The following is a 13,099-nucleotide window of genomic DNA, read 5'->3' on the forward strand; positions in this document are numbered from 1 at the left end:
TTCAAAACTAAGGTGATTAAAATTGCATGTTAAGTCCAAATAAGAAATTACGTGTCGTTGGATAAGCCGAAAGCTCAATACCAGAAGTTAAATTTGGACTACCGTCGCCCGCAAGTTCAGGAGAGAAACCACTATAATTCGTAAACATAAATGGATTCTGTGCAGTAACATATAATCTTAGTTTAGATCTCGAGCTATATAAGTTGTTGAAAGTGTATCCTACGGTGATATTATTGATACGGAAATAAGCGCCCGATTCAAGGAAATAACTCGAAGCCCAATATGCTCTTTCTGCACCAGGATGCTCATTGGTTGAACCTGCGCCAGTCCAGCGATTTTCAAAAGTTGACAACGCGATATTCTCACCCGCATTGGAACGAACACTATTTAAACCATTGTAAACCTTATTGCCTGCAACACCATATCCGGAGACATTAAAATCAATAGCTTTGTAATTAACACCAACATTGATACCATATGTTGAAGTCGGTAAAAATGATCCAAAGAAAACCTTGTCGCGTGAATCAATGACACCATCTTCATTTTGATCCTTGTACTTCAGATAGCCAGGTTTTGCAGCACCAAACGATGGGTAATTTTTTACATCTTCAGCGTCTTGGAAGACACCATTTGCCTCAAACATCCACCAGCCATAGATCGGTTGTCCAACGCGAAGCTGTTTGGTAATCTCCCCGTTATTTAAACTACCTCCAGTAGCACGGTCATAGGCAGGAACCACTTCTGTTACTTTGTTTTTGTTGTAGGCATAATTGACGCCGACGGTATAACTGAATTCAGGATTAATGCTTTTGTTCCAATTTAAAGCTACTTCAACTCCTTGATTTAACACTTTGGCACCATGCGCATAGAAATTTTTCTCTGAAGGAGAGGTGTAAGTTGGTGTTACATCAAGAATAGTATTGGTATTCAGCTTATGATAGTAGTCAATGGATCCTGAAAGCTGATTGTTTAGAAACGCAAAGTCTACGCCAGCGCCTGTTTCTCTAGTTACTTCCCATGTTAGATTCACGGCAGGAGTACCATAAGCACTACCATAGACCATATTCTGTTCAGGACCGAAAACATAGTTGTAATTTGAACTTTCTGGGCTTGTTAAAATTGTGGATACATTTAACGGGATATCTTGGTTACCTAATTTACCCCAGTTTCCGCGCACTTTCAATAAATTAATCCAGCTGGCATCTTTCATAAAGCTTTCGTTGGTTACCGTCCAGCCCAAGCCTACTGATGGGAAGGTACCCCAGTATTTTCCTGTATTACGGAAAACACTTGATCCATCTCTACGCAATGTTGCCGTTAAATAATATTTGCTATCGTAATTGTACTGTAATCGTCCGAAATAAGAAGCTAAGGCCCTTGGAGTATAATACGTTTGCAGCGCAACAATACCATAATTGGTTGTTCCTTTTGCAAGATTAATATTCCAGTATTGCTCTTGTTCAGGCACATTATAACCCGTTTGGCTGCTCATACTGTTAATGTCGTATTTCTCACGTGACATCCCCACAACCGCCTCAATATGATGCTTGTCAAAACTCTTGTTAAAGGTCAAGAAATTCTCGATAGACCAACGGAATTGTTCCAGGTTTTCATATTTCAGACTATTGTCTACGTAGTCAAGGGCTTTTGGATTGTTTTCCTTTAATTTGATGAAATCAGATTCATTCAATAACGTATTTGCATTTAACCATTGATCTTTTACATTATTAAAAATCCGTTGTTTCGAATAAAATTTATTCCCGCCAATACGCGAATTGATTTTCAGATAATCGGTTATTTTGAATTCTCCCTCAAAACTTCCCTGTAGGCGGAGCGTATTTGTTCTTTCATTTTGACGTAAAACCTCATACACTGGATTTCCAATGGAATTTAAGTTTCCGATGGCTTGCCCAGGAGCTGCCTCAATACCGGCAACACCAGTTGTTGTATTTACACGACCTAAACCGTAACGGCCATTATCAAACATCACGGGAGCCAGTGGTGACTGACGATAAGCCGTGGTGAAAGCACTATAGGGCTTGGGGGTTGCGTTTGTTAATGTAAGATTTAAATTTTGGCTGAACTTTAGGCGATTGTTTAAAAATTTATATACGTTGTTATTGCGTATGGTATTTCTTACAAATTTGGAGCCATCAAGAATACCATTTTCGGTATAATTGTTTGCTGATACGAAGTAATCAACTTTCTCAGTTCCGCCAGAAATATTAACGGCATTATTAAATACAGAACCTGTACGTAATAATTCGTCATACCAATCTGTATTATATTTTTGATTCTCTGCTAAACGGTAGGATCCATTGGTCGAGGTTAGGTATTCATTGGCAAATGTTCTAAACTGATCAGCGTTTGCCATTTTCACACGATTGAGGACATTTTTTATGCCTGCAAAGCTTTCATAATTAATGTTTGTCGTCCCCGTTTTACCTTTCTTCGTGGTCACGATAATAACACCATTTGCAGCCCGAAGACCGTAAATAGATGCAGAGGATGCATCCTTCAAAACATCCATAGATTCAATATCCGATGGGTTGATATTGTTAATATCTGTTTGTGCAATTCCGTCGACAATATAGAGTGGATTCCGTCCTGATAATGCCGTTCCTAAGCCCCTGATAATTACATTGGGTGACGATCCCGGAGCTTCGTTGGCAATGATATTGATCCCGGCAGCTTTACCTTGTATGGATTGCATAGCAGACATGGCCGGTTGCTTGGTGATATCCGACGATTTCAATGAACTGATCGATCCGGTTAGATCGGCTTTCTTTTGTGTACCGTAACCGATAACCACAACCTCTTCCAATGCTTGATTCTCATTTTCTAAAAATACATTGAGTTGCGTTTGATTGCCAATGTATACAGTTTGTTTGCGATAACCAATAAAGTTAAAGACTAATGAATCGGTAGGAGCGGCATTAATCTGAAATTTCCCCGTTGCGTCGGTTTTCGTAGATACAGCTTTCCCTTTAATACTAATGGTTACGCCAGGCATGGATATCATGCTTGAGCCATCTTTGACCACTCCTTGTATAGAAGTTTGTCCATAGGCAACAGAGACGACCATGGAAGTCAAAAATAATGCGGATAGATTCCTCATATCGTAAATTTTTGGTGTTTGTTTAAAATACAGTTGGTTATTTCCCTGAGGCAAATATGTTGATGTAGTACAACTTTCCCAAAATTTAACATTTGCACATCACTACTACACGAAAATTCCGCCTGCTCAAATGTATTTCATGTGTATCTTATATTTTTGATAGTCAGTTATTTAAATCAATTTTTTTGAGCAGATAATGCGCTCTTTAGTGTGTTTTGTACACTAAAGAGTGTGTGTGGTAATGATGTAGTGTTTGCAAGGGGAATTTAACGTTCTAACAGGAATTCAGATAGGTTCTTGTCTGTTGGAAGTCCTAGTTTTTTGCGTAATCTATAGCGTCTGATCTCGACCCCGCGCGTACTAATGTTGAGCAGCGAAGCGATTTCCTTACTGGACATATTGAGCCGTAAATAGGCGCATAGCTTAAGATCATTGGGGACTAGATCAGGAAATTCTTGCTTCAATTTCTTGAAGAAGTTTTCATGCGATTCATTAAAACTTCTTTCAAATATATGCCAGTCACGGTCGTCATTATGGGCATCATCTATGAGCTTATTGATTTTTTTCAGCTCATCCGAACTCAATTTGTTTCCATCCGCATCTTTAAGCTGTTTAAGTTCGTCATGCAAGTTGTTCAACATCTCATTTTTGTAGACGATATTGAGGGCTGCATTCGCCAATTCTTTGTTTTTTAATTGAAGCTGGTCTTCCAATTGCTGGTTTTTCAGTTTGATCCAGTCCTTTTCCTTTTTTTCAGCTTCGCGTTCCAAAGCAATCTTTTTTTCTTCGAGCCATTTTCGCCGTATTTGAAACTGACGCCTACGCTCACGTTGAACATTAAAGATATAGGCAAAATATAGCAGTATTAAAATGGCAAGCGTGTACAAAGCCTTTGCCCACCAGGATAGATACCAAGGGTGCTGAATGGTAAAGGAGTATGATTGGATTTCAGAAACCATCCCCATATTATTTTTTGCTCTTATTTTAATTTGGAATTTTCCATAGGGCAGGTTTGTGAAATCCTGGTAGGCCGTCTCACTCCATTCAGACCAATTGTCTGAGTATCCCTCCAGATAATATTGATATTGGAGTGGTGAAGATGAGTAATAGGGGCTCGAAAAGCTAATTCTCAGGTTATTGTCTGAAGACGATAATTTAAACGTTGAATCTGGAAAGATAGCTTGTCCGGTGGTCAAGTTGAAGAGCTGCGCTATTTGCGGAAGTGGCAACCTATGTTTTTGTGATTTATCTGTATGTCGATAGATCGCAAACCCATCATCTAGACCGATGAGGTAATATTGATTTTCAATAGGAAGGATGTTTTCATAATTATTCATCATTCGGTCCTGTAGTGGACTTAATAGGTTGGAGTCAATGCGTAACTTACCCTTGCTATCAAAATCTACTTTAGCAATTTTAGTCTTCTGAATCAACCAATAACTGTTTGTGTTGATCGGTATGATCTTATTGGAGTTTCTATAGGTACCTAATGCGGCGTTCAATTCATTTGCATAACTGAATCGCTTTACGATATTGTCGAATTGGAGGAATCCGCTGTCGGTGGCGAATACAAGATTATTTTCTAACGTATAAACTCCTTTAAATTGTCTCTTCGAGGCAACACTGTCTTGTTTGGATGAGAATAATATATTTGCCTGTTGAAAACTTGGGTCAAATCCGATAAGTTGTAGTTGTCCCCAGTCTCCAATCCAAAAGGAATGAGTATCTTTTTGGGCTAAAAATCGAATGGGCTCCTTAATACCCTCAAATTGCTGCACAAATTGTAAGTGCATACCATCGAAGGTAAATTTTGAGAGACCAGTATAATTTCCTTGGAGGATATTTCTCGTGCCAAATATAGGTTTGAAAATCCACCCGCCAGTGATCTGTGAAATCTTTTCCAGACGGCCGTCTAGTAGCTTAAAGGTCCCATCGTTGTGGCCACAGATGAGTTCATCACCGAATAATGCTAACGTCCAAACCTGGCCATTTGAATTTGGAACCTGAGAAAAGTTTAATGCATTGTAATTGTTCAATCCCTTCCATTCACTGGAAAATAATCCTTTATTGGTGCCCAGGTAGATTTTTCCCTGATAGATAATAGATGTATAGACCGTTCCAATTTTTCCAATAAAATCTGTATAAAATGAAATAGGGGAATTGATTTCAATACGATCGATACCATTATCCAGCCCTACCCAGATGTTCTTTTGGTTGTCTTTTACGATACTGAGCACCGTATTGTTTTGCAGACCATTGTTTTTATTGATGTGTTGAATGACTTTGCCATTTTTGTTGATGATGATAACGCCGTTCTGGATGGTTCCAAAAGCATATTGTCCATCATAGAGGTAGATGCCATTATTTACCTGTGATTGGCTCAATAGCTGATTTGCAGGAACAGACCAAGGTTCGATACTTCCGTCCGCTTTCATCAGATAAAGGCCATTTCTTGCGGTGGCAATGAGCGAAGTATTTGTGTCGAAAGGCAATAGGGCGAGTACATTTTTATCTCTTAAGACGTCTTTTCCTTTGATTGGAATCAATTTACCCTGTCTATATTCATGCAGACCACTTGGTAGTTGTTCGAAAAACAACTGGTCATTAAGCTGATGCGGAAATAAAAAAGGTTCTCCTTCTGCCGTTAACTGTCTTATCGTATTTTTTTCCCAAATATATGATTTGGAAAAGGTATGGAAAAATACGCGTTGGTCTTCTACAATGATTTTCCAGATTTCTTCGTTTGGAAAATAGGTCTTGTCACGTACAAGCTTCGAAAGACTATGATAAGTCAAGTTTCCAAAAGGCTTAGCAGTCCAATAACCAAATTCTCCTCTGCCACCGGTATAAATCTTCCCATCTTTACCGATCGAAACACTTCGGACGGTGGAATGATTTGGAAGCGGAAAGATACGCCAATACTGTCCGTCAAATTGTAATAGACCTTCAGTATTTGCACTATAGATACGACCATCTTTATCTACTGCCAAGGACCAGTTTTGATTTCCAGCCTTGTATTGGTCTTTTTTGAATTGTTTTACAAAAGGTGTACCTGTAGGTATGATGGTCTGGCAATAGCTGCAGTTTGGAAAAATAAATAAAATGGTGCAAAACCAAAAGATATAGACGCTCCTATATTTTTTTATTGTCATCGACTCCCTCACTTAAAATTGATTTGGGGTACAATATATCGATTTTATTGGAAAATTGGTAATCTCCGAGCTTGTATAGCACGTTGAAAGGTCCTTACGGCATCCATTTTATTGGAGCAAAAACATCATTTGGTTGATTCTACGTATTTCATTCGATACTTTGATTTTTGATAGCTAGGGTGCGGCACAAAAGACCAGAACAAGTGCTATCCGGTAGACTAAAAAAATAGGATAAAAAAAAGGTTTTCAAACGGGGAGAATGAAAACCTTAAATAACCAATTATAAACCTAAATTATGATGATACAAATATAGTTGTTTTTGATACTAAGTTAAAAACAATTTATCTTGTATGTGCGTTTTTGTGGACAAACGACTACAGGTGAGCTGTGTTTTTTGTGTGCAAGACTCAATCAACAACTAGCTGCTCTTGACGAGCTTACTAATCACATATAAAGTGATCAAACCCAATATGGAAAATATGCCATAACCTAATCCAATCTGAAACTGCGAAGAAGGGTTTACCAAGCTTACCGTGATGTAACTGAGTGAAGATGTGAGCAGGTAGGTTATTCCGCCTACTAACCCTCCGGCAATACCGGCCGACAATGGAAATCTTCCCAAACAATAGCTGAAATAATTGTTAAAAACGAATCCGGCAGTACAGTGTACCGCAAATGCAAAGAACGTCAGCGTGTATAAATTCGCTTTATAAAGTGAAACGATCAGCATGCCTATGATAAGCAATATTTGAATAAAGTTTGCAATTCTCAGTTTGGGTATCAATGCCTTTTTGATCAATGCTTTTCCAATAAATCCACCACACATCCAGGCTAAACCCATAATAAGGGAGGTGTAGCCAGTGGTAATCGCGCTATATCCCAGTTGATGCTCAATAAAGAAGGGGCCACTGAGATTGTAGAACATGACCAGGCCATAGGATATGCCGCACATGAATATGCCGAAGGTAAAATCGGTGCTTTTTAGCATCATTTTAAACTCGCTAATCAAATAATCGATGTGAAGGGGCTTTTTCTGTCTGATTGTTTCGCTGGAAAAGATCAGTTCAAGTACAAAGAGTACAGCACTATAGGCGGCCAGGACCATAAAGTTAGAACGCCAGCCAAATTGTGTTTGGAGATAACCACCGATAAATGGTGCCACAATCGGTCCGATCGACCAGACGATGGTCATGATACTCAGGTAGTGCTTACGCTGCTCACCGTCGTAGACATCCACAAAATAGGCTCTTTTGGAGATGACAACAAATGCCGATAAAATTCCCTGTAAAATCCGCATTAGGTAGATAACCCAGATATCCTGCGTGTGTGCCGTGACCCAAAAACTGATAATAAAAAGAAAAAGTGAAATGAGGTTTATGCGATACCTTCCCCAGGCATCCACCAAAGCTCCTGTGAAGAATTGAGCGACACCATAACTAATTAGAAAAAGCGAAAGCGTCAATTGGATCTTGCTTTCATTTAAGCCAAGTTCCTGCGCCATTTGTGGCATTGAAGGAAGATAAATATCTGTGGCAAGCCCAGTAATCGGAACAAGTGCAAATGCAAGTATCGTCGGTATAAGCGACTGTTGTGGGGTAGTGTTTTTTTCCATCCTTTATAAAATTTTTATTTATTTTCCGTCGCTGTGGACGTTCACGCTGCCTTGAATAGCAGGCTTGTCACGGAAGGCTGGAGGTTAATGCTATTTTCAAAAATTTCATGACGCAAAGTTATAAAAAGCAAACCTTTCGTTCTATCCACTATTTTCCTTGCTTGGTCATTGATTCGTCAAATAAGAATAGCAGGTAAAAGAAAAGGCCCATTGCTCTGGCAATCGTGACGAGCCTGGGGCAATGGGACCTTTTGAAGAGATTAACCTATTAGGATCTCGATTTTAAAAATTCCTTGACAAATTCATCGTCGTTTAAGTCTGGGTAGTCTTTATATACACGGTCTATTTCTTCTTGCTGTCCGATGGATAGATTTTCGTTGGGGTTTAGGCACCAGGTCCCTTTCATCAGGCCTTGTCTGCGGAGCACCTCATGTAAGCCTGGTATACAGCCATGGAATGCATTTGCTGGGTCAAAAAAAGCTGCATTGCTGTCTGTTACAGCAATCGCTTTGCTCAGGAGATGACTTGCATGGAGGTTATTGGGGTCCTGTTTGTATGTTTTTATTTCCTGAAGGAGTTCAACAGCTTTTGCGGTCCAAACAGCCCAGTGGCCTAATAGTCCACCTTTAAATTCTATGGCGACGTTTTCTCCCGCTACGGGGAAATTATACACGCTCATCAGATCGTTGACAATATTGTCATCATTGCCCGTGTACATGGCAATTTGATCTCGTCGGCAGGAGTTGGCTATAGCACGCATAACGTCTAATGTTTGGTAGCGGTTGAACGACGCACATTTGATAGCGACAACGTTGTCGATTTCGGCAAACTGCTGCCAAAAGGAATAGGAGAAAATACGGCCACCAACGGCGGGTTGAAGATAGAATCCAAAGACAGGAATAATGGCTGCTATTGCTCTGACTCGATCTAATATGGCATTTTCAGTCCAGCTCTGCAGGCCGCCCATACTCAAAAGTCCAATATCATAACCGTATTTAAGTGCAGTCGTTGCCTCCTGTACCGCTTGTTCTGTGGCACCGCAGATGCCCGCAATTTTGATAAATGGTCGTTGGAGTGCCGCTTTCTCGACTTCTTCGCTAGCCCATCTCAATACGGTTTCAAAAAGGTTGATCTCGGGGTCACGGATTTCAAATTGGGTTGAATGTACAGCTACGGCGATTCCACCGGCTCCACTGGCTATGTAATATTGCGTCAGGAGCCGTTGATGCTTCTCGTCAATGCTGCGGTCCTCATTTAAGGCAAGGGGATGTGCCGGAATAACCGTTCCTTCCCAAAGCAACTGTTGTAATTTGTTGTCTAAAGTTTTCATTAGAATTTTCCTTTTCGTTCTTGAAAATGCGTGTCCTTATTCCATAGTTCGCCGCCTTGGGTCAACCATTTGGCAGTAATGTCTATCGCTTCGCGTATGGTTGTTTTCGGATAGCCAAATAAACGATGGCATTCGGACGCATTGTTGAGTAAAGCGGTTCCGGCGGGTTCATTTACAAATATCGGCCTGGTGTTGAAATGCTCGGCAAACCGCTCTGCGATCCATCGTGTAGAAAGGATTTCAGGTCCCGTGACATTCAGTATTTTGGCTGGAGACTGACAGTGCAGTAATGATCTTAAGGCAATTTCGTTGGCATCTCCCTGCCAGATGACGTTGACGTTTTCGGTTGTCAAATCTATTGGGAGCTGCCCTTTGACCGATTTGGCAATTTCTACGAGCACACCGTAGCGAAAATCCACCGCATAATTCAATCGGTAGATCAGGGTAGGTGTACCGTTTTTCTTCGAAAAATACTCGAATATCCGCTCTCTCCCCAAACAGGATTGTGCGTATTCGCCGACAGGCTCCGGAGTTTTTTCCTCAGAAACGCCGCCATTGCTTATCGGTACAAATGGAAGTACGTTACCCGAAGAAAAAGCAACAATGTTGGAATCTTGAAAATGAGAAGCCACCATTCCGGGAAGATAGGTATTCATCGCCCAGGTAAAATCTTCATTTCCCGTGGTGCCGAATTTATGTCCTGCGAGGTAAATGACATTCGGAACCTGCGGGATCTTTTTGAGTTCTTTCTCATTCAATAGGTCACAGGCGATTGTCTTTATGCCTAGATCCTCCAGTTCCTGTTGAAGTTCCTTGGTTGAAAAACGCGAAACACCAATGACCTTTTTGTCTATTCCTGCAGCTTGAATGGCCCGCATGGCTAGTTTTGCCATGCTTGGCCCCATTTTTCCGCCAATACCTAGGAAAAGGATATCACCTTGTATCTTTTTTATATCTTCAATTAGATCTAATGATGGTGCAAGCAGCTGCTGTTCCAATTCCGCTAAATTGTTATGGTCCATGTCTGAATTATTTGATTAAATTATAGAGATTACTAAAAGCAAGAAAAACGAGTAATATAAGTCCGAGGATAGCCCATAATCGCGTTAAGGGGCTGTTTCTGAGCGCGCCCATAATTTCTTTGTCGTTCGCGATCAGAAAGAGGATAATACCAATAAAGGGGACTAAAAAAATGGTGATGCTTTGCGCAAAAACAATAAGCTCCAAGGGAAGATTTCCGAAGATAAGCGCGATGGCAGACCCAAAAATCATGACCAAAGAAATAAAGAGTTTCACTTTAGGGTGATTGAGATCGTTGCCGAAGCCAAAGGTGTCGCCCAGTAAGGATCCGCCTAAGACGGCATTGCCGATCAAGGAGGAAAAGGAGGCACCGAATAGACCGATAAAAAAGAGGTGTGAAGCATAGGTTCCCAAAAGCGGTTCCAGTGCACGGCCCATCTCAGCGGCAGAATTTAACTTGATCCCTTGGGGATGAAGCGTATTTGCCGCACAGACCATAACGGCTGCACTCATGATGCCAAGAATAATAATACCTATTCGGCTACCGATTATCTGTCGTTCAGTACGCTGTTTGTTGGCCGATAATTTTCTTCTTGATTGAACAAGATAACTTTGATAAAATGCGCCCACAATCGAAAAGCAAGAAGCCGTAAAAGCGATGATCAAACCTACTGATGAAGGTGGTATGCTGGGAATAAAACCTAAGAAAAAGTCCTGTGCGGGTGTCTTTATCATAATGGCTGTAGAAAGAAAAGCAAATAACATCAGGATGATAAGTCCAAGCATAAGCTTTTCCAATAGCGCGTAGAAAGACTTGAAGAACAACAGTAGGATACCGATGACATTAAAAACGATGATCCATATTTTGGGGTTTGTCCCCGTGGCTTCCGAAACGGAAATAGAGACACCTGTGGCATTTCCCGATTGAAAGCAGGTTGCAACGAGGAAGATTCCAAGGCCAATGATGATGGATGTTGTTTTACCAAATTTCTGGCGAATTAAAACAAGTAAAGATTCGTCTCTCGCGATACCGATACGTGCCGCCATATTGGTGAAAACCATCATAAAAAAGATGGCGACGACGACAACCCATAATAGAGAGAAGCCATAGTCTGCACCCATTTTTGATGTGATGGTCATTTTGCTGGGCCCGAAAACCAGGGCGGCGGTAATGATGCCGGGACCTAAGATGGATAGCCAACTTTTCAATAAAGAGGGTTTTGGCTCGAGGTTATTTTCCATGAAATTTATCGTAATGAGGTTAAATGCTGTTGGTTGATTTTAGGGGCAGAATTGCCAAAGTGTGTGCGGATATAATTGGTGATTTCAATGACCTCTTCATTTTTCAGGAATGAAAAAGATGGCATTGCACTTTCGTATTTGACGTTGTTTATTGTTTTGTCTTTCAGTCCATGGAGGATAACCTGCAATAGCGGTGCTGGGGCGCCTTTGACAAGAGATGAATTGGCTAATGGGGGAAAGGTATTTGTAAGTCCCTTTCCATCTGCTTTATGACAAGATGCGCAATAGGCTTCGTATAATGCCTGACCACTTTTGGCAGGGGAGTTGGCCGTGTTGGCTGCAAGGGGTTTAATCATTGGTGCAGAGGCTTTATCGGTAATACGGAGACGATAGATCACATCGTCATCGGGTTTTGGAAATCCCTTTTGCGGATTCCAGTCACGATTGCTTGAACAGAAGTAAATGTCTCCATTGGGTAAGGTCAATACGGATCTTAGCCGGCCAAGTTGATCTTTGAATAGGATCTTCTCATCGATGATCTGTTGACCATCGGCGGATAATTTTAGAATACGTAAAGACTGATTTTTTAAAGTCGCGAGCAATAGACTATGTTGCCATTCAGGGATAACATTGGAACTGTAATACGCCATACCGGATGGTGCAACGACCGGAGTCCACGATTTAATAGGCTCCTGTCTTGGGGAGTTTTTGGCAATAGTTTTTTCCTTTTCCGTATCAATCATACCTTCGATCTGCGGCCAGCCATAATTTTTTAGGGGTTGGATCAGGTTGATTTCATCCTCGATGGCATCGCCATGTTCGGACGTGTAAATTAAGCCTTTTGCATCATGGGTAAGTCCCTGCATGTTCCGAAATCCCCATGCATAGACATAGCTGTTTGCAATTGGATTGTCTTTTGGGATGCTCCCGTCGAGATTGAGGCGTAAGATTTTGCCATTTAATGAGGTGCTGTCTTGCGCAAAGGTATCACTCGCGGCATCTCCTGTAGCCCAATATACTTTTTTGTCTGTCGAAACAATAACCCTCGAACCGTTGTGTCCGGTGTTTCCAGGAATCTGTAAAAGCAATTTTGGGTTTGACAACTTGCCTACCGGACTATAATCGTAGCGGTATAAGTTGGAGAAAATGAGACTGTCCTTTTTGCTGGTGTAAGAAAGGTAAAGATAGGCCTGTTGCTGTTCGGGTTGATACAGTGCCATTCCCAATAGTCCCAACGTGCGCTGGTGGTAAACGTCGGTGAGGCTGTCCACTAAAGTAACAGCTTTTGTTCTAGTATCCAGTTTTCGTATACTTCCTCCAATTTCAGAAAACAGAATGGCATCGTTGATCCGGTCATATTGTAAATCCCATGGCACATGGAGTTTTGTAGCTTCTTTTGATAGCGATAGTATGCTGTGCTCCAGTTGGATGTTATTTATTGGCTTACTTTCTCTTTCCGTCTCGGAAGAACAGGAGGATAGTAGCGGGATCAGCGATACAAGCCAAATATAGGTTTGTTTTTTCATATAGGATCTACGGTTATTCCTTTGATTTATTTGGTTAGTCAAATGTAGTTGAATAAAAATAAATATACAAAAAATAAGTAAAATTGTATACAAAAATAT

General features: G+C 40.9%; 7 protein-coding genes. All 7 read right to left on the bottom strand.

Features of this window, described 5'->3' with window-relative positions; all coding sequences use genetic code 11:
* Nucleotides 1-16: 16 nt before the first annotated feature.
* The 7 genes from VXM68_RS12985 to VXM68_RS13015 all read right to left on the bottom strand — a co-directional run bounded on the left by VXM68_RS12985 (nucleotide 17) and on the right by VXM68_RS13015 (nucleotide 13,000).
* Nucleotides 17-3,118, bottom strand: a complete 3,102-nt coding sequence (locus VXM68_RS12985) for a SusC/RagA family TonB-linked outer membrane protein (RefSeq protein WP_367208950.1) — start codon at nucleotides 3,116-3,118, stop codon at nucleotides 17-19.
* A 266-nt stretch (nucleotides 3,119-3,384) separates the two neighbouring features.
* Nucleotides 3,385-6,270: a triple tyrosine motif-containing protein gene (locus VXM68_RS12990; RefSeq protein ID WP_367208951.1), complete on the bottom strand. Its 2,886-nt coding sequence runs from the start codon at nucleotides 6,268-6,270 to the stop codon at nucleotides 3,385-3,387.
* A gap of 418 nt (nucleotides 6,271-6,688) precedes the next feature.
* Nucleotides 6,689-7,882 (bottom strand): MFS transporter, encoded by a 1,194-nt coding sequence (locus tag VXM68_RS12995; protein WP_294184582.1) that lies wholly within the window; start codon nucleotides 7,880-7,882, stop codon nucleotides 6,689-6,691.
* Nucleotides 7,883-8,150: 268 nt separating this feature from the next.
* Nucleotides 8,151-9,212 carry a dihydrodipicolinate synthase family protein gene (locus VXM68_RS13000; protein ID WP_367208952.1) on the bottom strand — a complete coding sequence of 354 codons (1,062 nt, stop codon included), beginning with the start codon at nucleotides 9,210-9,212 and terminating at the stop codon, nucleotides 8,151-8,153.
* A complete protein-coding gene (locus VXM68_RS13005) occupies nucleotides 9,212-10,234 on the bottom strand; it encodes an NAD-dependent epimerase/dehydratase family protein (protein ID WP_367208953.1) in 1,023 nt (340 codons plus the stop codon). The genes VXM68_RS13000 and VXM68_RS13005 overlap by 1 nt, the downstream gene beginning before the upstream one ends.
* A 7-nt stretch (nucleotides 10,235-10,241) precedes the next feature.
* Nucleotides 10,242-11,474: an Nramp family divalent metal transporter gene (locus tag VXM68_RS13010; RefSeq protein WP_120334769.1), complete on the bottom strand. Its 1,233-nt coding sequence runs from the start codon at nucleotides 11,472-11,474 to the stop codon at nucleotides 10,242-10,244.
* Nucleotides 11,475-11,479: 5 nt separating this feature from the next.
* A complete protein-coding gene (locus VXM68_RS13015) occupies nucleotides 11,480-13,000 on the bottom strand; it encodes a PQQ-dependent sugar dehydrogenase (protein WP_294184574.1) in 1,521 nt (506 codons plus the stop codon).
* Between the last annotated feature and the right edge of the window lie 99 nt (nucleotides 13,001-13,099).

Source organism: Sphingobacterium sp. R2, from assembly GCF_040760075.1.
Taxonomy (GTDB): domain Bacteria; phylum Bacteroidota; class Bacteroidia; order Sphingobacteriales; family Sphingobacteriaceae; genus Sphingobacterium.

Excerpts from the sequence above, each read along its gene's own strand:
- VXM68_RS12985 (WP_367208950.1), bottom strand. The coding sequence starts at position 3,118 with ATGAGGAATCTATCCGCATTATTTTTGACTTCCATGGTCGTCTCTGTT.
- VXM68_RS12990 (WP_367208951.1), bottom strand. The coding sequence starts at position 6,270 with ATGACAATAAAAAAATATAGGAGCGTCTATATCTTTTGGTTTTGCACC.
- VXM68_RS12995 (WP_294184582.1), bottom strand. The coding sequence starts at position 7,882 with ATGGAAAAAAACACTACCCCACAACAGTCGCTTATACCGACGATACTT.
- VXM68_RS13000 (WP_367208952.1), bottom strand. The coding sequence starts at position 9,212 with ATGAAAACTTTAGACAACAAATTACAACAGTTGCTTTGGGAAGGAACG.
- VXM68_RS13005 (WP_367208953.1), bottom strand. The coding sequence starts at position 10,234 with ATGGACCATAACAATTTAGCGGAATTGGAACAGCAGCTGCTTGCACCA.
- VXM68_RS13010 (WP_120334769.1), bottom strand. The coding sequence starts at position 11,474 with ATGGAAAATAACCTCGAGCCAAAACCCTCTTTATTGAAAAGTTGGCTA.
- VXM68_RS13015 (WP_294184574.1), bottom strand. The coding sequence starts at position 13,000 with ATGAAAAAACAAACCTATATTTGGCTTGTATCGCTGATCCCGCTACTA.